The sequence below is a fragment of the Phenylobacterium sp. genome (assembly GCF_004299445.1).
Classification (GTDB): domain Bacteria; phylum Pseudomonadota; class Alphaproteobacteria; order Caulobacterales; family Caulobacteraceae; genus Phenylobacterium.
In genome coordinates, this window is sequence record NZ_SCTC01000012.1 from 1 (window position 1) to 21,621 (window position 21,621).

Below are 21,621 nucleotides of genomic sequence, written 5' to 3' on the forward strand. Positions count from 1 at the left end.
CGGGGCGACTCGCGATGATCCTCGCGGTGCTCGAGGCGCGGTGCGGCCTTGGGTTCGGGGACAAGGATGTCTATCTGAACGTCGCGGGGGGACTGCGCATCTCGGAGCCAGCCGCTGACCTCGCCGCCGCCGCCGCCCTCGCCTCCTCCGCCTTCGACGTGGCGCTGCCGCAGGATTGCGTCGTCTTCGGCGAGATCAGCCTCTCGGGTGAGGTGCGCGCCGTGAGCCGCATGGATTCCCGCATGAAGGAGGCCGCCAAGCTGGGCTTCCGTCGCGCCTTCGGTCCGGCCGACAACGAGGCGACCGGCGGACTGACCTTCACCGGCGTGGCCCGGCTGGCCGACGCCGTTCAGCGGATCCACGATGGGGACTGGGGCGGGAAGTCGTGACGCAGTTCGACTTCATCGTGCTGGGCCTGCTGCTGATCTCCGCGGCGGTCGGCTTTGCGCGGGGCGCCGTACGCGAGGTGTTCGCGCTGGTGGCCCTGGTCGCCGCGGCGGCCCTGGCGCTGTTCGGACTGCCGGTGTTCGGTCCTATGGTCCGTGAAGTGATCAAGCCGGGCTGGCTCGGAACGGCCGCGGCCCTGGTGCTGGTGTTCGGCGTGGCCTTCGTGGCCCTGCGGCTTATCGGCGCGGCGATCGCTCGCCAGGTCCAGAACACCCAGATGCTGGGCTTCCTCGACCGCTCGCTGGGTCTGCTGATTGGCCTGGGGCGAGGCCTCATCGTGCTGGGCGCGCTTTTCCTCATGTTCACCGCCGCTACGCCCGAAGACCTCCGCCCGCGCTGGATAACGGGCGCCCAGACCTGGCCGTTGGCCTCCAGCATGGGCGGCCTCATCCTCAAGCTGACGCCGCAAGGACTGGATTTCGCAGGGCGCCTGAAACCAGCGCTGGACCGCGCTGTCGGTGAAGCGTCAGGTGACAGAACGACGACAGACAGGTACGAGGCGCGCGAACCCACAGCTGCCGACCGTCCGGAGCGATCCCGATGAGCCAGGTGAACGAGCGCTGGCGCCGACCAGCGCGCGATCCCGATGATGATTCCCCGCGCCTCGAATGCGGGGTGTTCGGGATCTATGACACCCCGGAAGCCTCCGGGATCACGGCCCTGGGCCTGCATGCTTTGCAGCACAGGGGCCAGGAGGCTTGCGGCATCGCGTCGTTCGACGGCCAGCGGTACCATACCGAGCGCCACATGGGGTATGTGGGGGACGCCTTCGGCGGCGGGGACCTCAACAAGCGACTGCCCGGCCGCGTCGCCATCGGCCACACCCGCTACTCCACCGCCGGCGGCAGCTTCATCCGCAATGTTCAGCCGATGTTCGCCGATCTTGAGGCGGGCGGCATCGCCCTGGCCCACAACGGCAACCTCACGAACTTCCACACACTGCGCGAGCAGCTGGTGCAGGAAGGCTCGATCTTTCAGTCCACCTCCGACTCCGAGGCGATCCTGCATCTGATCGCCCGCTCGCGGCGGCCGAAGTTCCTCGACCGTTTCACCGAGGCGCTTCAGCAGATCGAGGGCGGCTACGCCCTGGTCGCGATGACCAACAAGAAGCTGATCGGCGTCCGCGACCCGTTGGGCATCCGGCCGCTGGTGCTGGGCGACCTGAATGGCAAGGCCGTGTTCGCCTCCGAGACCTGCGCCCTGGACATGATCGGCGCCACCTTCGTCCGCGACGTCGAGCACGGCGAGATGGTCGTGGCCGACGACAAGGGCCTGCGCAGTTTCCGGCCGTTCCCGGCGCAACAGGCCCGTCCCTGCATTTTCGAGTACGTTTACTTCGCCCGCCCCGACTCGGTCGTGAATGGCCGCTCGGTCTACGAGGTCCGCAAGCGCATGGGCCGCCGACTGGCGCAGGAGACGCCCGCCGACGTCGACGTCGTCGTCCCGGTTCCCGACTCGGGCGTGCCGGCGGCCCTCGGCTACGCTCAGGAGGCCGGTCTGCCCTTCGAGATGGGCATCATCCGCAACCACTATGTCGGCCGCACCTTCATCCAGCCCACTCAGGGCGAGCGCGAGCTGGGCGTGCGCATGAAGCTGGCCCCGAACCGCGCCGTGCTGGCGGGCAAGAAAGTGCTGCTGGTCGACGATTCGATCGTGCGCGGCACGAACTCGGTCCGCGTCGTGAAGATGGTCCGCGAGGCAGGCGCCGCCGAGGTTCACCTGCGTTCGGCCTCGCCGCCGATCCAGTGGCCCGACTACTACGGCATCGACATGCCCGATCGTGAGAAGCTGCTGGCCGCCAATCACAGCGTCGAAGAGATCGCCAAGCTTCTGGACGTGGATTCGATGGGCTACCTGTCGGTCGACGGGCTGTACTGGGCCATGGAGGCCGGCGAGCGCAACGCGGCCCACCCGCAGTTCACCGACCACTACTTCACCGGCGACTATCCGACCCGGCTGCTGGACAAGGAAATCGCTCAAGGCCGCAACGAGCTGGTCGAGCGACAGCTCTCGTTCCTGGTCGACGCGTGAGCCTGATCGGGCGGATCAAGCCCGACTGGTATCTGATCTTCATCATCGGCGCCGGGGCCCTTGCCTCGGTCCTGCCGGCGCGCAGCGAAGCGGCCGTCTGGCTGGGCGGCTTGACCAAGGCGGCCATCGCGGTCGTGTTCTTCCTGCATGGCGCGCGGCTTTCGCGCGAGGCGGTGATCCGAGGGATCGTGCATTGGCGCCTGCATCTGACGATCCTGGCCGCCACCTTCGTCCTCTTCCCGGCGTTGACCGTCGGCATGACCCTGCTGCCAGCCTGGATCACGCCGCCGGAGCTGGCGGCCGGCCTGATCCTTCTGGGCTGCCTGCCATCCACCATCCAGAGCTCCATCGCCTTCGTGGGCATTGCCCGCGGTAATGTGGCCGCCGCCGTCGCCTCGGCCTCGGCCTCGAACCTCATCGGGGTGTTCCTGACGCCGCTACTGGCCGGGCTGCTGATGCACACCGAAGGCGCGGTGAACCCGGGCGCCTTCACGATCATCATCGTGCAACTGCTGGTCCCGTTCGCCCTGGGCCAGGCGGCGCGCCCGTGGGTGGGCGAGTTCGTCGCGCGCCGGAACAAGCAACTGGGCCTGCTGGATCGTGGCACCATCGTGCTGATCGTCTACGTCGCCTTCTCCAGCGCTGTCGTCGAGGGCGTGTGGAGCCGGCTGGGTGCGATGGACCTGGTTCGTCTGCTGGTGCTGTGCAGCGTGCTCCTTGCGGCCGTGCTGGCGATCACCGCGGTCGCGGCCCGGGCCCTCGGCTTCTCGAAGGAAGACCAGATCGCCATCGTCTTCTGCGGCTCGAAGAAGTCGCTGGCGAGCGGCGCGCCCATCGCGGCGGCCCTGCTCACGCCAGCGGTGGCGGGCGTGGCGATGATCCCGCTGATGGTCTTCCACCAGATCCAGCTGATGGCCTGCGCGGCGCTGGCTCAACGCTACGCCCAGAGGCCTGACACGCCCCCGCCTGACAATGGCGCCCAGACCGGCTAGAGAGCCCGCCTCATGTCTACGCCGCTCAAAGATCACATCGCCCTCGTCACCGGCGCCAGCCGGGGTATCGGACGCGCCGCCGCGCTCGCGCTGGCCCAGGCGGGCGCGCACGTCGTCGCCGTGGCCCGCACCCAGGGCGCGCTCGAAGAGCTGGACGACGAGATCCGAACGCTCACCGGCGAGTCGGCCACCCTGGTTCCCATGGACATCGCCGCTGAAGGCGATGGCCTGGACCAGCTGGGCCTGGCCATCCACCAGCGGTTCGGCCGGCTGGACGTGCTGGTGCACGCCGCGGCGATGTTGGGCCCGATGACGCCTGTGTTCCATGTCGATCCGAAGCAGTGGGACCGGGTGGTCGCCGTGAACCTTACGGCGTCCTTCCGTCTGATCCGGTCGTGCGAGCCACTGCTGCGGGCCTCAGAGCGGCCCCGGGCCATCTTCCTGACCAGCGGGCGGGCGATCCGGCCGAAGGCGTTCTGGGGGCCCTACGGCGTGACCAAGGCAGGCCTGGAGCACCTGGTGCGGACCTGGGCCGACGAGCTGGAGCAGACCAAGGTCCGCGCTGTGCTGCTGGACCCCAGCGTGATGCGCACCCGGATGCGGGCCGAAGCCATGCCGGGCGAGGATCCGACCGCCCTGCCCGATCCTTCAGAGATCGGACCGCTGATCGTCGAGCTGGCCCAGGCCGACCTGGGGCTGCCGAGCGCTAGCGTGGTTTTCGAGAACTGGAAGCAGGCCGGGACGCTCGCTTCGGCTTGACGCCGGGGCGCAGCAGCTTGGCGGCGCGGCCACGCGGCGCCCCGTCCTTCACCTTCCGCGGCTTCTTGGGCCCCTTGGCCTTGCCCTCGGCGCCGGCGCGCGCCTTCTCGGCGGCCTCCTTGCGGGCCTTGGCGACCATGCCGGTCTTGCGCGAGGTGGGCGCGGTCTTGGCCGGCCCGGGACCGCTCTTGGCCTCGCCCTCGGCGTAGGGGTTCTTGTTCGAGCGCACGGTCAGGCGGATCGGCACGCCCGGCAGGTCGAAGCTCTCGCGGATCGAGTTGATCAGATAGCGGCGATAGTGGTCGGGCAGCTGGTCGGCCCGGCTGGCGAACAGCACGAACGTGGGCGGGCGGGCCTTGATCTGCGCCATGTACTTGGGCTTCACGCGGCGACCGTTGACGGCCGGCGGCGGGTGGCGTTCGGTGGCCATGCGCAGCCAGTCGTTGAGGTCGCGCGTCTTGACCTTGGTCGCCCAGTCGCCGTGCGCCTTGATCACCGCGGGCATCAGGCGGTCGAGACCGCGGCCGGTCTCGGCGGAGAGCGCCACCACGGGCGAGCCCTTCACCTGCGGCAGCAGCCGGGTCGCTTCCTCGATGAACTCGGCCAGCTTGGCGCCGGGGTCCTCCACCAGGTCCCACTTGGCCAGGCAGAACACCAGGGCGCGACCTTCGCGTTCGACCAGGTCGGCGATCTGCAGGTCCTGGATCTCGAACGGATGGGTCGCGTCCATCACCAGGATCACCACCTCGGCGAAGGTGATCGCGCGGATGGAGTCATGCGTGGAGAGTTTCTCCAGCTTTTCCTGAACCCTGGCCTTGCGTCTTAACCCGGCGGTGTCGACCAGTCGGATGGCGCGATCGTCCCAGGTCCAGTCCACGGGGATGGCGTCACGGGTGATCCCGGCCTCGGGGCCCACCAGCAGCCGGTCCTCCCCGATGAGGGCGTTGACCAGCGTAGACTTGCCCGCGTTCGGTCGCCCGACGATGGCGATGCTGATCGGCTTGTCGGCGGCGTCCGCCTCGTCGTCCTCGTCCTCGACCGCATAGACGGCGACCGCGGCGTAGAGATCGGCCATGCCCTCGCCGTGCTCGGCCGAGATAGGGATAGGCTCGCCCAGGCCCAGACCGAAGGCCTCGAGCACGCCGCTCTCGGAGGCCTTGCTTTCGGACTTGTTGGCGGCGAGCACGACGGGCTTGCCCTTGCGGCGCAGAACGTCCGCGAAGATCTCGTCGGCCGGCGTCACGCCCTCGCGGGCGTCGACCACGAAGATCGAGATGTCGGCCTCGTCGACCGCGAGCTCGGTCTGGGCGCGCATGCGCGCTTCCAGGCTTTCGTCGGTGACGTCCTCGAAGCCGGCGGTGTCGATCAGATCCAGATCGAGGTCGCCGAGACGGCCCGTCCCGAAGCGGCGGTCACGGGTCACCCCCGGCTGGTCATCGACGATGGCGAGCTTCTTGCCCGCCAGCCGGTTGAACAGCGTGGATTTTCCGACATTCGGTCGCCCGACGATCGCGATCTTAAGCGCCATGGGCCCCTTGTAGCGTCCTGATCAGCGAATCGCGATCAGGTCCGCCTCCTGCGTGATCACATAGACCATGTCGCCCATCGCGATCGGGGCGATGGTCGAAGCGCCCTTCAGGCTGAGGCGCTTAATGACCTCTCCGGTCTTGGCGTTCAGGGCGACCAGTTCACCGGTCTGGCCGACGATCAGCAGGCGCTCGCCGGCCAGCAGTGGGCTGGACCAGATCGGCCGGTTCTGCTTCTGGCCGCCAAGTCCGAAGACCCCGCCCTTCTTCTTCGCCTTGAAGCCCTGGTTGAGGTTCTTCATCCAGTAGATCTGGCCGCTTTCACGGCTGGCGCAGATCACCTCGCCGTTCTTCGAGACCACATAGACCACATCGCCTGCGGGCAGCGGCGCGGTGACGCCCACCACCGGAAGGCTCCAGCGCGCCTGGCCGGTCCGCAGGTCGGTGGCGGCGAAGACGCCCGAGTGGCTGACAGCGAAGACGTCGCCCTGGTAGATCACCGGGCGGCCCGGGATGTCGCGGATCTCGGACAGCGCGCTGGTGCGGCTGGCCCGCGACAGGGCCTCGTTCCAGAGATCGTTACCGTTGGAGGCGCGCAGGGCCACCAGCTCGCCCGATCCGAAAGCGGCGACCACCGTGTCGCCCGACACCGCCGGGCTCGAGGCCGACAGGATGCGGGCCGATTCCGACAGGGCCTGATAGGTCCACGACGGCGCGCCGGTGGCGGCGTCGAAGGTCAGGAGCGTGTTGTCCAGCGCGACCGCGAACACCCGGCCGCCCGAGACGGTGGGCGCGCCATGGATGGCCTCGCTGGTCTTGGTGCGCCAGCCAACCGCGCCGGTCTTGGCGTCGATCTGGAGCACCTGGCGGTGGCCCGAGACCGCATAAATCTTGCCGTCGGCGAAGGCGATGCCGCCGCCGAAGCCTAGCTTGTCGCGCTTGTTGTCGCCGGGGTTGGTGCCCGTGCGCCAGACCTGCGAGCCCGAGCGGGCGTCCATGGCGACGACACGGCCGTCGGCGTCCATTGCGAACACCTTGCCGTCAGCGGCGATCGGCGGCGCGGTGACGTAGCGACCCCGCTTGTTGGCCTGGCCGAAGTTCTTGCGCCACGCGATGTCCAGGTTCGGCGCGGCGTCCACCGCGCCCACCGACTGTTCGGGCGAGCCGCCCGGTAGCGGCCACGCATCGAGCTTCACCGGCGTCGGCAGGGCGAAATCGACGCCCTTTAGCGCTTCCGCCGGCTCCAGGACCTGGTCGGCGGCGATGATCGAGATGCGCTGGCCCTCGCCGGCCAGCTCGGCCGGGGTGTCATCTTTCTTGTCGAAGGGATTGAGCCGGCTGACGGTCGAGCAGCCGGCCATGCCCAGCGCGGCCACCGCGACGGCGGCCAGGATCGTGTTGCGGCGGATCATTGGGGCGCGCCCGCCTCGGGTTGCGGCCCGGCGGGGCCCGGAGGCGGCCCGAGCAAGGTCGACGGGTCCATCGGCATCTGGGGCGGCAGCGCGATGGCGTTGCTGACCACACTGGCGAGTTGCTTGGCCGAGCCGGAGTCGATCAGGGCGATCGCCGCCTGGGCGCGGGCCTGGGCCCCCTGGGCCGCGTCGAGCGACTGCGAGATCAGCACGAAGTCGCCGCGGGCGCCGGCGGTGTCGCCTGCGCGCAGCTTCACGAAGGCCAGCGCTTCCCGCGCCTGGACCCGATACGGACGACCTTCTTCCATCAGCGGCTTCAAGCGCCCCTCCAGCTCGGTACGAGGAGCCGTGTCGAGGAGCGCCAAGGCGGATTTGAGGCGCGCGGCGTCGCCGATCACCGGATCGGAAGCGGCCTTGGCCGCTTCGTCCAGGAGTTTCACGCCCTCGGCGGTCTTCTTGGCGTCGAACTCGTACGCCGCCAAGTGCATCATCGAGAGCGCCTTGTAGGACGAAGCCTGCGACTTGGAGATCTCGGTCCACAGCTTGCGGGCGCCGTCGCGGTCGCCCTGACCGAACGATTCCATGGCCGCGGCGTACTGCTCGGACGCCTTGTTGGTCTGGCTGGTGCTCCAGCTGTCGTAGCCCCAGTAGCCCAGGAACGCCAAAAGCACGGCCGCGGTGAGCCCCCCGGCCCAGGGCAGCGCCTTGAGGGCGAGCTGCTTGTAGCGGTCGGAGCGAAGCTGCTCTTCGACCTCTTCGAATAGATCGGTCACGTACGGGGGCTCCGGGCGGCGCAAAGTCTCAAAACGAGGGGCGGAACCTATAGTGCGCGCCGCCCTGCCTCAAGCCTGCGAGCCGTGGAGCCGCAGGGGCGGTCACTTAGGGCGTGCGAAAAAGGTTCGAAGCGGGGGTTGAACCCCGGAAAACACGGAAAGGGCTGGGCGGGCGAGGCCGTGCGCGCCGCAGGCGCCGTCATCCTTCAACCACGAACCACACGAACCACACGAACCACACGAACATGCGGCGGCGCGCTCGGAGGTCGACCTGGAGCGTTCGTGTGGTTCGTGTGGTTCGTGGACAATCCAGAGGGCGCTTCGCGCGGGTGGCGCGTCAGCCGGAGGGGCGCCAGGGCGGTTTCGAGGGACGCGCCGGGGTGAGATCCGGGGCCGTCGCGTGCAGGCCGGCGGTGAAGGCGCGGGCGGCGGCGTTGGCGGCGGCGACGTCTTCGGGTGTGGAGGGTTCGGGGTCGGGGAAGAAGGTGGGCGCCGGCAGATCTCGCCAGCGTTGGGCATAGTCGTCGGGGAGGCCCAAGGCCTTGCAGACGCGGCGGATGACGGTGTCCACGTCGTCCACGATCCAGTCGGGCTTTTCGTTCCAGTCGTCCACTTCGCGGTCGAAGCGGTGGCACCAGTCGGTGTGCAGCGCCTCATCGCCATCGGCGGCGGCGGAGATCACGCGCTCGACGGCGTCCTGCACCTGCGCGGTGCGCTCATCGATGGCCTGCTCGTGGAGGTCTTGTGCGGAACGGCGCGGCGCCTCGCGTTCGGTCTTCGCGCGGTCGGCCCTCAGCTTGCTGAGGAGCGCCAGCGTCTGGCGGAGCGAACGGGTCAGGCGGGTGTAGGCGCGGGCCAGGTCGGAGAGTTCGGCCGTGTCTTCGGTGGCGAGCGCCTTCTGCTGCACGTGGCGGGCGAAGGCGAAGTCCATGCGGGCCGTCTGGGCCAGCAGCTGGTCCTCTTCGAAGATGTCGGGCGCGGGCTCGGACATGATCGCGAGTGGAACATGGGGGTACGACAGAAACGGTCGTAGAAGCGCTTTTCGTTCCCAATTTTATGGAACGTCATGGCCGGGACAGGCCCGGCCACCCAGAAGCGCCGACGTTTCCGGAAGAGCGCGGGCGGAAGAGTCGGGGCGCCTTGCTGCCAACGCCTCGTATCTGGGTGGCCGGGACAGGCCCGGCCATGACGTTCAGGAGGGATGGCGGGTGCGGGAGGGGCAGCTACCCCTTCGGCAGTTCGCGGATTTCGACGGTGCCGCCGGCTTCGTAGACCGGGTTGCCCTGCAACAGTTCGCGCGCGTCGGCCAGGGTGGCGGCGGTGATGCGGATGAAGCCCGAGATGTGGGCCGTGGGCTCGGGGGCGTCGCCCGACTTCTTCACGCAGCAGCCCTGGCCGATCGAGCTGCCGCCCTGGAAGACGCCGGCTTCGCGCAGGCGCGACAGGTACGGGTCCCAGTCCAGGCCGTCGCCGCCCGCCGCGTCGTCATGATGGAGGAAGATGAAATCCCGCATGCCCGTCTATCGCTCTCCACCACTCACGATCGCGTTCTTCACCGCCTCGGCCGCCGCCTCGAAGGCGAGCAGGGTCGAGGTGTGCCGGGCCGGATAATCCTTCACCGGAGCCAGCAACGCCAGTTCGGCGAAGCGGCCTTCGGGCGCGGGACCATCCGCCTTCAGCATCGCCCGGAACGCATCACGGGTGGTCTCGAGTTCCGCGAGGCTGGCGCCGATCACGTGCGCGCCCAGCACCGCCGCCGACGCCTGGCCCAGCGCGCAGGCCTTCACGTCCTGAGCGAAGTCGGCGACCCGATCGCCCTCGACCTTCACATCGACCGTGACGCGGCTGCCGCAGAGCTTGGAGACCTTCTCCGACGTGGCGTCGGGATCGGTCAGCCGTCCCACCCGAGGCAGGTTCGCCGCGAGCTTGAGAAGCCTCGCCGAGTAGAGGTCGTCGATCATCGCCCCTAGGTCGGGGTTCGGGGCGCCGAAGTCAAATCAGGCTTTCGCCAGGTCGCGAAGCGCGGCCGTCAGGCAGCGGGCCCGCACCGCCTCGAGGTCGGCGACATAGGCGTCGCGGGCGTAGATCGAGGTCTCTCGGTTCACCCGCAGGATGTTGCGTTCGAACGCGGCGCGGGTGGAACGCGCCATGGCGCCGAAGTAGCCGTTCTCGAGCTGGATCACGCCGGGCGGCGGCGGGTCGAACAGGGTCGCGACCCTGGCCCAGTAGGCCTCGTCGTCCGCCCGCGCGTCGGCCGCCAGGGCCATCCCGCCGACCGCAGGCGCCGCGCCGGCGGCGGCCAGGATCGTACGGCGGGACAGGTCCATGGGGGACTCCGGCTATTGGCGCGCCATCTCGGCCTCGCCGACCGCATCGCCGTCAAGCGCCTGGTCGTCGGCCAGGTTCACGGTGACCTTCTTCAGCACCCCGGTGAACGAAAACGGAGCAGGGTAGTCCGCGACCGGGCTGCCGCGATCCAGGCCGATGTCGAGGCCGGACCACGAGATCAGGGTGACGAAGCCGGTGGTGGCGGTGACGCTGCCCGCCGGCTGGCCGTCGATGGTGAGCGTGAACGTGCGCGGGCCTTCGTCGCTGCGCCGGGCCGAGACGCCCAGGCGGGTGGCGGTGGGCGGGACCGGGCGGTCGGAGCTGACGGTGGTCTTCTGGCCGCCGATGTTCAGGGTGTGATGCAGCCGGCCGTCCTTGAGGTAGAGGCTGTAGCCGCTGGTGGCGTCGCCATGGGCCAGCAGGACGCCCTCCTCGCCGCCGGTCAGCGCCACATGGGCCTCGATCACATAGCTGCGGGCGCGGACGTCTGGGGCCACGTCGGTGGGCAGGTGGCCCATGCCGGCGTGGAAGACGAAGCGGGACCGGCTGGCGCGGAACCGTTCCGAGTTCTCGGCGAAGCGGGGGCCGAAGCGATCGTCCAGGGGCAGCACCTGGTGGGCCTCGGCCATGGCCCACCACTCGTCGATCATCGCCTGCAGCTTCGCCGGCTCGCGCGCCGCGAAGTCGTCGGTCTCGGAGAAGTCCTTGTCGAGGTGGAACAGCTCCCACCTGTCGTTGTCGAAAGGCGTGCCGGGCGGGTGGAAGGCGACGGCCTTCCAGCCGTCCTTCCAGAGGCCGCGGTGGCCGAACATCTCAAAGTACTGCGGCTTCGCCCTCGGCGGGGCGGCCGGGTCGGTCAGGGCGGCGGCGAAGCTTTCGCCCTCCAGGGGCATCTGAGCCACGCCCGCCACCTGCTCGGGCGGCTGGACGCCGATCAGATCCAGCAGGGTCGGGACCAGGTCGCTAGCGTGGGCGAAGCGCTCGCGCACCTCGCCCCGGGCGGGCAGTCCCTTGGGCCAGGAGATCACCAGCGGGTCGCGGATGCCGCCGCCGTGGGTGTTCTGCTTGTAGCGGCGCAGCGGCGTGTTGGACGCCATCGCCCAGCCTTGCGGGAAGTTCGAGTGGGTGTCGGGCCCGCCGATGTCGTCGATCCGGGCCAGCTTCTCCTCCATCGGCTCGCCACGGAAGTTGAACGGGCCCATGGCGTTGACGAAGCCCAGCGGCCCGCCCTCCTGCGATGCGCCATTGTCGCTGAGGATCAAGATCAGGGTGTCGTCGCGCACGCCGGCCTGCTCGAGGAAGTCGAACAGGCGGCCCAGGTGTTGGTCGGTGTGGTCCAGCATGGCGGCGAACGCGCTCTGCAGGCGAGTGAACACGCGGCGCTCGTCGGCCGAGTAGCTCTCCCACGGCCGGATGCCCTCGTTGCGCTCGGGGAGGCGGGTGTCGCGCGGCACGATGCCCAGCGCCTTCTGGCGCGCCAGCCGCCGCTCGCGCTCGGCGTCCCAGCCGCCCTCGAACACCGCGTCGTAGCTCTTGATCAGGTCGGCCGGCGCCTGGTGGGGCGCGTGGCAGGCGCCGGGGGCCAGCCAGAGCAGCCATGGCGTCTGGGGCGCATCGGCCATGTGATCGGCGAGATAACGGATCGACTGGTCCACCAGATCCTCGGTCAGGTGGTAGCCGGTCTCGAAGGTTCCCGGCGGAGTGATCGGCGTGTTGTCGCGCACCAGCTCTGGCGAATACTGGTCGGTCTCGGCATCCATGAAGCCGTAGAACCGGTCGAAGCCGCGCCCCAGCGGCCAGCCGTCGAACGGACCCGACGGGCCGGTCTCGGTCAGCGGCGTCACGTGCCACTTGCCCAGCATGTAGTTCCGATAGCCGTGCGGGCGCAGCATCTCGGGCAGGGTGCCGGCCTCCTTGGCGATCTTGCCGCGATAGCCGGGATAGCCACTGTCGAAGTTGGCCAGGCAGCCCACGCCCACGGAATGGTGGTTGCGCCCGGTGAGCAGGGCCGCGCGCGTGGTCGAGCACATGGCGGTGGTGTGGAAGCCCGCCATGCGCAGGCCCTGAGCGGCGACCCTGTCGATGTTGGGCGTGCGGATCGGCGAGCCGTAGCAGCCGAAATCCGAGAAGCCGACGTCGTCGAACAGCACCACCAGGATGTTCGGCGCGCCCTTGGGCGGCCGCGGAGACTCGGGCCACTCGGGCGTGGACTCCGCCACCGTCCGTCCGATCCTGCCCGCCATGCGTCGCCTCCCTGGGTGTGCGTCGAAATATTGGACTAAAAAGTCAGAAACGCCAATGGCCCAGGCGCGTTGATTGTTGCGGGATCGCTCGCCGCCTGGGATTGCTGAGCGTCGCGTCGATCCGGCCTGGGGGACCTTCGATGGGCCTATTCGACTCCGTTCGCTCGCTGTTCGAGACCGAGGCGCTTAGTCCGCACGGCATCTGCCTGCTCTGGCGACCCGAACTGATCTGGACCCATGCGATCTCGGACCTGATCATCGGCGTCGCCTACTTCTCGATTCCCCTGGCGCTGGGCGTGTTCCTGTACCATCGCCGCGACGTCCGCTTCAGCTGGGCGATCTGGCTGTTCGTGGCCTTCATCATGCTGTGCGGCGTCACCCACTTCATGATGATCTGGACGCTGTGGAACCCGGACTACGGGGTCGAGGCGATCATCAAGGCCGCGACGGCGGCGGCGTCGCTGGTGACCGCGGCGGCGCTCTGGCCCCTGCTGCCGCGGGCCATCGCATTGCCGTCCACGGCGGCGCTGCAGGCCGGACTGGCCGAGCGCGACGCAGCGCTCGAGGAACTGCGCGGGGCCATGAAGACGATGATGGAGATGCGCGTCCACGAGTCGCGCCAGAAGCTGCTGCTCGACGAGCTGAACCACCGCGTGAAGAACACGCTGGCCTCGGTGCAGTCGGTGGCGGTGCAGACGCTCTCCGACACGCGCGATCTGGAAGGCGCGCGCAACCTGTTCATCGAGCGACTGATGGCGCTGTCATCCACTCACAACCTGCTGGTGACACGCGAGTGGGAGAGCGCCTCGTTCCACGAACTGGTCGAGGCGACGCTTCGGCCCTATGGGCGACCGTACGGCATTTCCGGCGCGGATCTGCGCCTCGACGCCAACCTGGCGGTGAGCCTGGGCATGGCGCTGCACGAACTGGCCACCAACGCGGTGAAGTACGGGGCCTGGCGGGGCGAAGGGCGGGTGGACATCGAGGTCGACGTCGACGGGGATCAGGCCCTCACCATCGTCTGGCGTGAGAGCGGCGGCCCGCCGGTGACGCCCCCCGCGCGGCGCGGCTTCGGTTCACGCCTGCTGGAACGCGGCGTGGCCACGGAGGTGCTGGGCGAGGTGAACCTGGACTTCCGCGAGGCGGGGCTGGTCTGCACCATCCATGCGCAGGCGAGCGCGCGGATGCAGATCATGGAGCCGGCGGGCTAGGGACGGTGGCTGATCCGCGGGTTCGGCGGCGATGACGTTCCAGGGCAGGGGACAAGACCGACGCCGGGTCTATCCCCGACTCGCCGCCCACTCGGCTTCGGCGCGTTCCTTCAAGGCTTCGTTCATGGCCTGGAAGCCGCGGCGCACGACGCGGCCCACGCGCTTGCCCAGCGAGGGGCCCATGAAGCCGCCGAAGATCTCGCCGTTGTCCACGATGCAGCCAGACTCGGAGAGGGGCGAGATCTCGATGTAGCGCAGGGTCCTTATGAGTCCGCCCATCATGGTGAGCCGCCAGTGCAGCTGCTCGTTGGGCACCCACTCCAGCACCTTGGGCTTCAGCTCCTGGACCGGCTGGCCGGGCAGGGCCAGCGAGACCGTGAGGGTCTCGCCGATGCGGATATTGCCCTCGGCCCTGGGATAGGTGGGGTTCCACTCGCTCCAGCGGGCCAGATCGTAGACGACGTCCCAGATCACCTCGGGCGGCGCCTGGATGCCGATGCGGTCCTCGACCCGCAGGCCCGAGGGCGCCTTGGGCGGGGGCGGCCGGCCCTCGGTCTTGAGGCTCATGATCTGGGGGCCCATGCCGCCCTTGCGGCCGCCGGGCTTGGCCAGAAGTTCCGGGCCGGGCTTGAAGGGGCTCATGGCTGCTCCTTGATCCGCCAGGTGGCGCCGTTGGGACCGTCCATCACCTCGACATTAAGCGCGGCGAGTTCGCCACGAATGCGGTCGGCTTCGGGCCAATTCTTGGCGGCCCGGGCGGCGTGCCGGTCGGCGATGAGGGCCTCGACGCGGGACTTCAGGTCGTCGTCCGCGCCACTCTGGAACCAGGACTGCGGGTCGGCGGTCAGGAAGCCCATGAGGTTCCCCGCCTCGACCAGCAGCCCGCGGCCGCTGGCGACGGCGCGGGCGTCCTTGGCCATCACCGCGGCGCGGACCTTGTCGGCCAGCTGGAAGAGGGCGGCGAAGGCGGCGGGGGTGTTGAGGTCGTCGTGCAGGGCGGCGCGCACGGCGGCGTGGTCGGCGGCGGCGGACGCGTTCTGCCAGCCGTCGGCCGACGGCTCGCCGGCCAGAAACCGGGCCGAGTCATCCAGCACCCGGTAGAGCCGGTCCAGCGCGCTTTTGGCCTGCTCGATCAGGCTGTCGGTCCACTCCAGTTCCTGGCGGTAATGGCCGGCCAGCAGCGCCCAGCGCAGGGCCTCGCCCGGATAGGTCTTCAGGAGGTCGTGAGCGAGCGCCACGTTGCCGAGGCTCTTGCTCATCTTCTCCTCGCCCATGTTGAGGAAGCCGTTGTGCAGCCAGTAGTGAGCGTATTCGCGCTCGCCGTGGCCCGAGCAGACGCCCTGGGCCAGCTCGTTCTCGTGGTGCGGGAAGATCAGGTCGACCCCGCCGCCGTGGATGTCGATCGGAAGGCCCAGGGCCTCCTCGATCATGGCGGTGCACTCGATATGCCACCCGGGGCGGCCCTTGCCCCACGGGCTCTCCCATTCGGGCTCGCCGGGCTTGGACGGCTTCCAGAGCACGAAGTCGCGCGGGTCGTTCTTGTAGGGCGCGACGTCGACGCGGGCGCCGGCGATCAGGTCGTCCATCGGCTTCTTCGACAGCTTGCCGTAGTCGGCGAACGCCTGGGTGTCGAACAGCACGTGGCCCTCGGCGGCGTAGGCGCCGTTGTTGCGGATCAGGTCGCCGATCATCGCGATGATGGCGTCCATGGTCTCGGTGACCCGCGGCTGGAACGTGGGCCGCAGCGCGCCCAGCGCCGCGGCGTCGGCGTTGTAGGCGTCGAGATAGCGGTCGGTGATCGTGCGGATCGGCACGCCCTCGTCGGCGGCCTTCTTGTTGATCTTGTCGTCCACGTCCGTGACGTTGGCGGCGTAGAGCACGGCGTGGTCGCCATAGGCGTCGCGCAGCACCCGGAACAGCAGGTCGAAGACCACCACCGGCCGGAAATTGCCGATGTGGGCGAAGTTGTAGACCGTGGGCCCACAGACATACATCGTCACCCGGCTGGGATCCTTGGGTGCGAACGGCCGCTTCGAACGGCTCATGGTGTCGTAGAGGCTAAGGGTCATATCTCACGGTTACGCTGCGGAACGGTTGCCCAGGACGGGCCCGCGCCCATATACAGATCGCCCGGACAGGAGGCCAAGCGCCCAAGTCCGTAGTGAAGGGTGGCACGCGTAATCTCCGGGACCATCGTCCTGGCGCAACTCAGCCCTGGAAAGAAACGCTCTCTCATGGACGCTCCTGCCCGCGACCGAACCCTGATCGGGTCCGAGGACGGTACTCTTGAGCCCTTCAAGCGGCCGACCCGCGAAGAAGCTATGGAAGCCGTGCGCACGCTGATCGCGTGGGCCGGCGACGATCCGCGCCGCGAAGGCGTGATCGACACGCCCAAGCGCGTCGTCGACGCCTACGGCGAATGGTTCGAGGGCTACAAGCTCGACCCGTCGAAGGAGCTGAGCCGCACGTTCGAGGACGTGCAGGGCTACGACGACATCGTCATGCTGCGCGAGATCGAGGTGGAGAGCCACTGCGAGCACCACATGGCGCCGTTCCTGGGCAAAGCCTACGTGGCCTACATGCCGACGAACCGGGTGGTGGGCATCTCCAAGCTGGCCAAGGTGGTCGAGATCTTCGCCCGCCGTCTCCAGACCCAGGAGACGATGACCCAGCAGATCGCCGACGCCATCACGGACAGTCTGCGCCCCGCTGGCGTGGCCGTCCTGATCGACGCGGCGCACCAGTGCATGACCACCCGCGGCGTGCACCACCGCCACGTGAGCACGATCACCACCCAGTTCACGGGCGTGTTCAAGACCGACGCGACGCTGCGTCAGCGCTTCCTGGACTTCGTGAACCGCTAAGTCGCGGTCGCGGACAGTAGCAAGTTCGCCGTGGCCTGGGGCGACCCGGGCCCGGTGAACGCCACCGCGAAGTAGGCGCCGCGCGCCGTCGAATAGCCGGCGGTCGCGGTCGCTCCGGGTAGTCCCCCGTCGTGGCCCAGCCACAGGTCAGCCTGCCCGCCCGCCGAGGCCAGGTCGGTGACCGTGACGCCCAGCCCGTAGAAGCTCACCCGCGCGCCGAACATCGGATAGAGCCGCGCGAAGCGCCGGCTCGTGATCTCGTGGCTGTGCAGCCGCCCAGCGAACACCCCACGCCAGAACCGCACCATGTCGGCGGCCGAGGCCGCGACCGGGCCCGCTGCCCAGGGCGTGGTGACGTCGTCGTTGGCGCCGTCGCTCGCCTGCGGGCCGGGCGCGGGCAGGGCCATGCCCGCGAGGGACTGTCGGGGCGCCAGGATCGTCGTCTCGGTCAGCCCCAGCCGGTCCACCACCCGAGCCGTGACCACCTCATGGAAGGGCCGCTGCTCGATCAACTCCACGATCCGGCCCAGCAGCGTGTAGCCGGTGTTGGAATAGGACCATGCCGCCCCCGGGCAGAACTCCGGCGGATGGGCAAAGGCCGCCGCCAGCGCTTCCTCGGGCGACTTGTAGCCAGACCGGGCCCGAAGGGCCGCGTCGGCCTGGAAGCTGAAGAGCCCGCTGGTGTGCGCCAGCAGGTCCTCCGCGGTGATCAGCCTGGCGTTGGGCGCCGCCGGGACCCAGCGGCTGAGCGGGGCGTCCAGCGCGAGCCGGCCTTCCTCGACCAGTTGCAGGACTGCGGTCGCCGTGTGCGCCTTGCCGGCGCTGGCCCAATAGAACCGTTCGGCTTGCGCACCCGCGGCCGCCTGCGTCCGGGTCCAGATCGGCCCCTCGGCGCGCGCCAGGGCCGCTGTCGCCGCCACCGGCCGGGCCCGCTCCATCGCCTGGCCGAACGCGGCGTCGAGGGCCGCATCGTCGGGTGGAGCGCCGCTCGCCCTGGCCGCCTCGAGCATCGGCGCCGTCAGGCCCGTGAAGGGCGCGCCTCCTACGTAGGTCTTGCGCGCCCGGCACGTCGCCGCCGCCGGACTCGCGCCCAGGGCAAGCAGACTGCCGATGACTTCGCGCCGGTGAACCATCCGCCTCTCTCCCTGATCGCTCAGGCTTGGCCAGCGATTGCAGCAAAGGTTGGGCGCTGAAACCCGGTGCGCTTGTGGCGCGGCTGAGCCATATGGAGGGATGACCAGCAGCTTCCCCACCGCCCGCTCCGCCGAAGCCCTCGAGCAGGGCAACTCGCTCAGTCCGCGCTTCGACGCCAACGGCCTGATCGCCGCGGTGGCGACCCACGCCGAGACCGGCGAGGTGCTGATGCTGGCGTGGATGAACGAGGAGGCGCTGAAGCTCACGCTCTCCACCGGTGAGGCCCACTATTGGAGCCGCTCGCGGGGCGAGCTCTGGCACAAGGGCGCGACCAGCGGGCAGGTGCAGGTGATCGACGAAATGCGCGTCGACTGCGACCAGGATGCGATCTGGCTGAAGGTGTTCCCGCAGGGCGACGGCGGGGCCTGCCACACGGGCGCGCGCTCGTGCTTCTACCGCGTGGTGGAAGGCGGCAAGCTGGTGAAGCGGCCGTGACGGTCGTCCAGGCGCTGTCGGCCTATGTGGTCGCCGCCGGCCTGCTGACGCTGACCCCGGGGCTGGACACCGCGCTCATCCTGCGCACGGCGGCGGTCGAAGGGCCGAAGCGGGCGGCTTTCGCGGCGCTCGGGATCAACATCGGCTGCCTGATCTGGGGCGCGGCGGTGGCGCTAGGCCTCGGCGCGCTACTGGCCGCCTCGACGCTGGCGTTCACTGTCCTGAAGTGGATCGGCGCGGTCTATCTGGTCTGGCTGGGCCTCAATCTGCTGCTGAAGCCGCGGGACCGCTTCGAGGTCAGCGACGGCGCAAGGGTCGGGGGCGGCGACCTGGCGTGGATGCGGCGGGGGTTCCTGACCAACCTGCTGAACCCCAAGGTCGGGATCTTCTACGTCTCGTTCCTGCCCCAGTTCCTGCCGACCGGGGTGCAGGCCGCACCCTTCATCTTCCTGCTGGCGGTGATCCATGTGGTCCTGGGCAGCTGCTGGTCCGCGACCCTGATACTGGCCACGCGGCCTATCGCGGGTTTCCTGCAGCGCGCCGCGGTGGTGCGCTGGCTCGACCGGGTGACGGGCGGCCTGTTCCTGGCGTTCGGCGTGCGATTGGCGCTGGAACGGCGCTAGCGGACCTTGCGGCGGTGATCCTGCGGCCCTTCGCCCTGCTGCTGCCGGCGCTGATCCCGTCGTGGAACTTCTTCGACGTCATCGCCCCCTCGCCGCGGATCGAGGCGGCGCGGTTGGCGTCCCCCGATGCGCAGCCGGTCTGGCGCGAGTTCCGGCCCCGGCCGCAGCGCGTCTCGCCCGGGGAAATGGTGCGCCGGTTGGTCTGGAACCCGCGCTGGAACGAGACCCTGTTCCTGGTCACCTGCGCCGAGCGGCTGGTTGACCATCCCACGCGGCACAGCGAGGACGAGATCTTCCGGCGGATCGCCGCCGACCTGGTCCGCGAGCCTGGCGAGCCCTGGCTGGTGTTCCGGCTGGTGTTCGTCAGCCGCCAGGGCGAGGCGATCGAGCGGGAGGTGTTGTTCGAGGCGCAGCCGCGGCGGCTGGCGGAGCTGGCCCCGTGACGTTCGAGAGCGCCGTCCGCCTGACCGAGATCCTGCTGGCGCTGGCCCTGGCGCAGCAGAGCCTGGAGCACCTGCGCGGGCCGCGCCGCGACCGCCTGCTGTTCGCCGGCCGGATCGGGCTGTGCGGACTGGTGATCCTGGGCTTGGCGCAGCCCTGGCCACTGGTCGGGCTGGCGGTGTTGTCGCTGGCCATTCTCCAGCGCTACCAGGGGCCCTACAATGGCGGCAGCGACCGGATGGGCCTGCTGGCGCTGTGGTGCCTGACGCTGGCCCGCGTCCTGCCCGAGCCGGCCTGGCGCGAGCTGGCGTTCGGCTACCTGGGCCTGCAACTGGTGCTCAGCTACGTGATCTCGGGCTGGGTGAAGGTGATCAACCCCGACTGGCGCAGCGGCCGGGCGCTGGGCGACGTATTCCGGTTCAGCGCCTATCCGGTTAGCGAAGACCTGCGCGGCTGGGCCGAACGGCCGCGCGTGCTGGCGGCGATGTCCTGGGCGGTGATGGGCTTCGAGCTGGCCATGCCGCTGACGCTGATCTCCCGCGAGACGCTGATCGCGGGACTGGCGGCGGCGGCGGCCTTCCACCTCGCCAACGCCTGCCTGTTCGGGCTCAACCGCTTCTTCTGGACATGGCTCGCGGCCTATCCGGCGATCCTCTGGCTGCAGGCGCGGTTCTTCTAGACCTCGCTCAGCGCCGAGACGCCCTTGCCCTCGGGCCTGGCCTTGAAGCTCTTCACCACCTTGGTCTCGAAGGTCTTCGAGGTGATGGTCGAGACCGCGACCATGTCAGCGCGCGCCTCGTTGCGGGTGAGGGTGAGCAGCACGTAGCCCTTCGAGACCTGGTCGTTGAACACCACGTCCTTGTTGGCCTTGGCGATCAGGTCGCCGGCGTTGATGCCGGGCGACAGCTCGCCGGCGCCGGGGCTGGTGATGCCGGTCGTGCCGAACTCGCAGGCGACGCGCTGGCCCGAGGCGTCGTGCAGTTCGTTGGCCCAGAACGCGTGGCTGTCGCCGGACAGCACGATCGGGCGGGCGCCGGTCTTGCGGAACAGGCCATAGACCCGCTCGCGGTCGACGGGATAGCCGTCCCACATGTCGAGGCCGGCCGGCAGGCCCAGGGCTGCGGCCTGTTCGTAGCGCTGCACGCGCCGTTGGGCCGAGGCGGGGATGGCGGCGTACTGCTCGGCCGTCAGCTCCTTCTTCGGGCTGGGGTACATGACGTGGGCCATGACCACCTCGTTGCCGATCACCTGCCAGGCGTGGCCGGCTTTGACCGAGCGGGCCAGTTCGGCCGCGACCCAGACCTCCTGCTTGTCGCCCATCATCCGGCGCTTGGGATCGGCCAGCTTGGCCTTCAGCTTGGTCAGGTCGCGCTTGCCGTCGACCTCGGGGGCGTCGCCGTCGAGGGTGACCTGCTGGTCGCGGGCGGTCAGCCGGGTCTCGATCATGATCAGGCTGGCCAGGTCGCCGAAGTCGAAGCTGCGCATGGCCGCTTCGGCCAGGCCGCCGCTCGCCGGCTCGCGGATCGGCATCCACTCGAAGTAGGCCTTCAGCGCCGCGGCCTTGCGGGCCGTCCAGTCGCCTTCAGCGCCGGGCGTGTGGTTCTGGGCGCCCATGGAGAAGCTGTCGTTGGCGGTCTCGTGGTCGTCCCAGACGACGATCCAGGGGGCCTTGGCGTGGGCCGCCTGCAGGCTGGGATCGGTCTTGTACTGCGCGTGACGGCGGCGATAGTCGTCGAGGCTGACGATTTCGCGCGGCGGATCGTGCGGCCGCTCGGCGGCGACGGGCGAGTCCATGCCGTAGGTGCCCGGCCCGCCGTACTCGTAGATGTAGTCGCCCAGGTGCAGCACCGCGTCGATACGCGGCGCGTCGGCGATGGCCTGGTAGGCGTTGAAATAGCCGTTGGGGAACAGCGAGCACGAGGCGACCGCAAGGACCACGTCCTGGGTCGCGCCCTTGGGCAGGGTGCGCGTGCGCCCCATCGGCGACTTCACCCCGGCGGCCTCGAACTCGAACGTATAGGCGCGGCCGGCGTCGAGCCCCGTGGCGTCGACCTTGACCGTATAGTCCCGCGACGGGCCGGTGACGCCCGAACCGCGCTTCGCTCCGCCGGCGCGGCGGTCGACGGGGTTAAGGCGCCAGACGTAGGCGATGTCGGCCCCGGGCTTTTCGGGCGTGATGCGGGTCCAGAGGATCACCCGATCCGGCCGGGGATCGCCCGAGGCGACGCCGTGCCGGAAGCTTACGGTGGAGCTTTGTGCGGCCGCAGGCGTTGCAGCCCCAAGACCCAGCAGCGTCAGCGCCTTGCGACGGTCGATCCGCATGTTCGTTGCTCCCCGCTTCG

Annotated in this window: 23 protein-coding genes; 11 read left to right on the plus strand and 12 right to left on the minus strand. The window is 69.5% G+C overall.

Annotation, left to right across the window (positions count from 1 at the left end; translation table 11 throughout):
• From EPN98_RS03890 to EPN98_RS03910, 5 genes are all read left to right on the plus strand, one after another.
• Positions 1-389: magnesium chelatase domain-containing protein (locus EPN98_RS03890; protein ID WP_293360602.1), on the plus strand; the 389-nt coding region annotated here is incomplete at its 5' end.
• Entirely contained in the window at positions 386-991 is a 606-nt protein-coding gene (locus EPN98_RS03895; RefSeq protein ID WP_293360604.1) for a CvpA family protein, read from the plus strand. The genes EPN98_RS03890 and EPN98_RS03895, both read left to right, overlap by 4 nt.
• On the plus strand, positions 988-2,478 hold the full coding sequence (purF, locus tag EPN98_RS03900) for an amidophosphoribosyltransferase (RefSeq protein ID WP_293360607.1): 1,491 nt from the start codon (positions 988-990) through the stop codon (positions 2,476-2,478). Before EPN98_RS03895 ends, purF begins: the two co-directional genes overlap by 4 nt.
• Positions 2,475-3,470, plus strand: coding sequence for a bile acid:sodium symporter family protein (locus EPN98_RS03905; protein ID WP_293360609.1), 996 nt, complete (start codon positions 2,475-2,477; stop codon positions 3,468-3,470). The genes purF and EPN98_RS03905 overlap by 4 nt, the downstream gene beginning before the upstream one ends.
• 12 nt (positions 3,471-3,482) lie before the next feature.
• The gene (locus tag EPN98_RS03910) at positions 3,483-4,229 is read left to right on the plus strand and encodes an SDR family NAD(P)-dependent oxidoreductase (protein WP_293360612.1); all 747 of its coding nucleotides are present in this window, start codon (positions 3,483-3,485) and stop codon (positions 4,227-4,229) included.
• On the opposite strand, the gene der is transcribed toward EPN98_RS03910, so the two are convergent.
• From der to EPN98_RS03950, 8 genes are all read right to left on the minus strand, one after another.
• Positions 4,177-5,757 carry a ribosome biogenesis GTPase Der gene (gene der / locus EPN98_RS03915; protein WP_293360615.1) on the minus strand — a complete coding sequence of 527 codons (1,581 nt, stop codon included), beginning with the start codon at positions 5,755-5,757 and terminating at the stop codon, positions 4,177-4,179. The genes EPN98_RS03910 and der overlap by 53 nt on opposite strands.
• A gap of 21 nt (positions 5,758-5,778) precedes the next feature.
• Positions 5,779-7,167 (minus strand): PQQ-binding-like beta-propeller repeat protein, encoded by a 1,389-nt coding sequence (locus EPN98_RS03920; RefSeq protein ID WP_293360617.1) that lies wholly within the window; start codon positions 7,165-7,167, stop codon positions 5,779-5,781.
• Positions 7,164-7,940 (minus strand): tetratricopeptide repeat protein, encoded by a 777-nt coding sequence (locus EPN98_RS03925; RefSeq protein WP_293360619.1) that lies wholly within the window; start codon positions 7,938-7,940, stop codon positions 7,164-7,166. The genes EPN98_RS03920 and EPN98_RS03925 overlap by 4 nt, the downstream gene beginning before the upstream one ends.
• A 337-nt stretch (positions 7,941-8,277) precedes the next feature.
• Positions 8,278-8,931, minus strand: a complete 654-nt coding sequence (locus EPN98_RS03930; protein WP_293360622.1) for a hypothetical protein — start codon at positions 8,929-8,931, stop codon at positions 8,278-8,280.
• Positions 8,932-9,163: 232 nt separating this feature from the next.
• The gene (locus tag EPN98_RS03935; protein ID WP_293360625.1) at positions 9,164-9,454 is read right to left on the minus strand and encodes a hypothetical protein; all 291 of its coding nucleotides are present in this window, start codon (positions 9,452-9,454) and stop codon (positions 9,164-9,166) included.
• A 6-nt stretch (positions 9,455-9,460) separates the two neighbouring features.
• The gene (locus EPN98_RS03940) at positions 9,461-9,901 is read right to left on the minus strand and encodes an iron-sulfur cluster assembly scaffold protein (RefSeq protein ID WP_293360628.1); all 441 of its coding nucleotides are present in this window, start codon (positions 9,899-9,901) and stop codon (positions 9,461-9,463) included.
• A gap of 36 nt (positions 9,902-9,937) precedes the next feature.
• Positions 9,938-10,267 (minus strand): hypothetical protein, encoded by a 330-nt coding sequence (locus EPN98_RS03945; protein ID WP_293360630.1) that lies wholly within the window; start codon positions 10,265-10,267, stop codon positions 9,938-9,940.
• A gap of 12 nt (positions 10,268-10,279) precedes the next feature.
• Positions 10,280-12,511 (minus strand): sulfatase-like hydrolase/transferase, encoded by a 2,232-nt coding sequence (locus tag EPN98_RS03950; RefSeq protein WP_293360633.1) that lies wholly within the window; start codon positions 12,509-12,511, stop codon positions 10,280-10,282.
• Between the two features lie 140 nt (positions 12,512-12,651).
• Here EPN98_RS03950 and EPN98_RS03955 point away from each other — a divergent pair, with 140 nt between their 5' ends.
• Complete coding sequence (locus EPN98_RS03955) at positions 12,652-13,722, plus strand: sensor histidine kinase (RefSeq protein ID WP_293360636.1); 1,071 nt, start codon at positions 12,652-12,654, stop codon at positions 13,720-13,722.
• A 69-nt stretch (positions 13,723-13,791) separates the two neighbouring features.
• Here the strand turns inward: EPN98_RS03955 and EPN98_RS03960 are convergent, their stop codons facing one another.
• Together EPN98_RS03960 and cysS are read right to left on the minus strand one after the other, a co-directional pair.
• Positions 13,792-14,364: an SRPBCC domain-containing protein gene (locus EPN98_RS03960; protein ID WP_293360639.1), complete on the minus strand. Its 573-nt coding sequence runs from the start codon at positions 14,362-14,364 to the stop codon at positions 13,792-13,794.
• On the minus strand, positions 14,361-15,791 hold the full coding sequence (gene cysS, locus EPN98_RS03965) for a cysteine--tRNA ligase (protein ID WP_293360641.1): 1,431 nt from the start codon (positions 15,789-15,791) through the stop codon (positions 14,361-14,363). The genes EPN98_RS03960 and cysS overlap by 4 nt, the downstream gene beginning before the upstream one ends.
• A 165-nt stretch (positions 15,792-15,956) precedes the next feature.
• Between cysS and folE the strand changes: the two genes are divergently transcribed.
• Positions 15,957-16,586, plus strand: a complete 630-nt coding sequence (gene folE / locus EPN98_RS03970) for a GTP cyclohydrolase I FolE (protein ID WP_293360643.1) — start codon at positions 15,957-15,959, stop codon at positions 16,584-16,586.
• Here folE and EPN98_RS03975 read toward each other — a convergent pair.
• On the minus strand, positions 16,583-17,719 hold the full coding sequence (locus EPN98_RS03975; protein WP_293360646.1) for a serine hydrolase domain-containing protein: 1,137 nt from the start codon (positions 17,717-17,719) through the stop codon (positions 16,583-16,585). The two genes, folE and EPN98_RS03975, sit on opposite strands and share 4 nt — an antisense overlap.
• 100 nt (positions 17,720-17,819) lie before the next feature.
• Here EPN98_RS03975 and hisI point away from each other — a divergent pair, with 100 nt between their 5' ends.
• The 4 genes from hisI to EPN98_RS03995 are packed head-to-tail and all read left to right on the plus strand — an operon-like array spanning position 17,820 to position 19,958.
• Positions 17,820-18,215, plus strand: a complete 396-nt coding sequence (gene hisI / locus EPN98_RS03980) for a phosphoribosyl-AMP cyclohydrolase (RefSeq protein WP_293360649.1) — start codon at positions 17,820-17,822, stop codon at positions 18,213-18,215.
• Positions 18,212-18,838: a LysE family translocator gene (locus tag EPN98_RS03985; RefSeq protein WP_293360651.1), complete on the plus strand. Its 627-nt coding sequence runs from the start codon at positions 18,212-18,214 to the stop codon at positions 18,836-18,838. The genes hisI and EPN98_RS03985 overlap by 4 nt, the downstream gene beginning before the upstream one ends.
• A gap of 14 nt (positions 18,839-18,852) precedes the next feature.
• A complete protein-coding gene (locus EPN98_RS03990; RefSeq protein ID WP_293360654.1) occupies positions 18,853-19,281 on the plus strand; it encodes a hypothetical protein in 429 nt (142 codons plus the stop codon).
• On the plus strand, positions 19,278-19,958 hold the full coding sequence (locus EPN98_RS03995) for an HTTM domain-containing protein (protein ID WP_293360657.1): 681 nt from the start codon (positions 19,278-19,280) through the stop codon (positions 19,956-19,958). Before EPN98_RS03990 ends, EPN98_RS03995 begins: the two co-directional genes overlap by 4 nt.
• Here EPN98_RS03995 and EPN98_RS04000 read toward each other — a convergent pair.
• Positions 19,955-21,601, minus strand: coding sequence for an alkaline phosphatase D family protein (locus EPN98_RS04000; protein WP_293360660.1), 1,647 nt, complete (start codon positions 21,599-21,601; stop codon positions 19,955-19,957). The two genes, EPN98_RS03995 and EPN98_RS04000, sit on opposite strands and share 4 nt — an antisense overlap.
• Between the last annotated feature and the right edge of the window lie 20 nt (positions 21,602-21,621).

Bases quoted from the DNA above. Each gene is read 5' to 3' on its own strand.
- EPN98_RS03945 (WP_293360630.1), bottom strand. From the start codon at position 10,267: ATGGACCTGTCCCGCCGTACGATCCTGGCCGCCGCCGGCGCGGCGCCT.
- purF (WP_293360607.1), top strand. From the start codon at position 988: ATGAGCCAGGTGAACGAGCGCTGGCGCCGACCAGCGCGCGATCCCGAT.
- EPN98_RS03950 (WP_293360633.1), bottom strand. From the start codon at position 12,511: ATGGCGGGCAGGATCGGACGGACGGTGGCGGAGTCCACGCCCGAGTGG.
- EPN98_RS03910 (WP_293360612.1), top strand. From the start codon at position 3,483: ATGTCTACGCCGCTCAAAGATCACATCGCCCTCGTCACCGGCGCCAGC.
- EPN98_RS03975 (WP_293360646.1), bottom strand. From the start codon at position 17,719: ATGGTTCACCGGCGCGAAGTCATCGGCAGTCTGCTTGCCCTGGGCGCG.
- cysS (WP_293360641.1), bottom strand. From the start codon at position 15,791: ATGACCCTTAGCCTCTACGACACCATGAGCCGTTCGAAGCGGCCGTTC.
- hisI (WP_293360649.1), top strand. From the start codon at position 17,820: ATGACCAGCAGCTTCCCCACCGCCCGCTCCGCCGAAGCCCTCGAGCAG.
- EPN98_RS03935 (WP_293360625.1), bottom strand. From the start codon at position 9,454: ATGCGGGATTTCATCTTCCTCCATCATGACGACGCGGCGGGCGGCGAC.
- EPN98_RS03930 (WP_293360622.1), bottom strand. From the start codon at position 8,931: ATGTCCGAGCCCGCGCCCGACATCTTCGAAGAGGACCAGCTGCTGGCC.
- EPN98_RS03955 (WP_293360636.1), top strand. From the start codon at position 12,652: ATGGGCCTATTCGACTCCGTTCGCTCGCTGTTCGAGACCGAGGCGCTT.
- EPN98_RS03960 (WP_293360639.1), bottom strand. From the start codon at position 14,364: ATGAGCCCCTTCAAGCCCGGCCCGGAACTTCTGGCCAAGCCCGGCGGC.
- EPN98_RS04000 (WP_293360660.1), bottom strand. From the start codon at position 21,601: ATGCGGATCGACCGTCGCAAGGCGCTGACGCTGCTGGGTCTTGGGGCT.
- folE (WP_293360643.1), top strand. From the start codon at position 15,957: ATGGACGCTCCTGCCCGCGACCGAACCCTGATCGGGTCCGAGGACGGT.
- EPN98_RS03920 (WP_293360617.1), bottom strand. From the start codon at position 7,167: ATGATCCGCCGCAACACGATCCTGGCCGCCGTCGCGGTGGCCGCGCTG.
- EPN98_RS03940 (WP_293360628.1), bottom strand. From the start codon at position 9,901: ATGATCGACGACCTCTACTCGGCGAGGCTTCTCAAGCTCGCGGCGAAC.
- der (WP_293360615.1), bottom strand. From the start codon at position 5,757: ATGGCGCTTAAGATCGCGATCGTCGGGCGACCGAATGTCGGAAAATCC.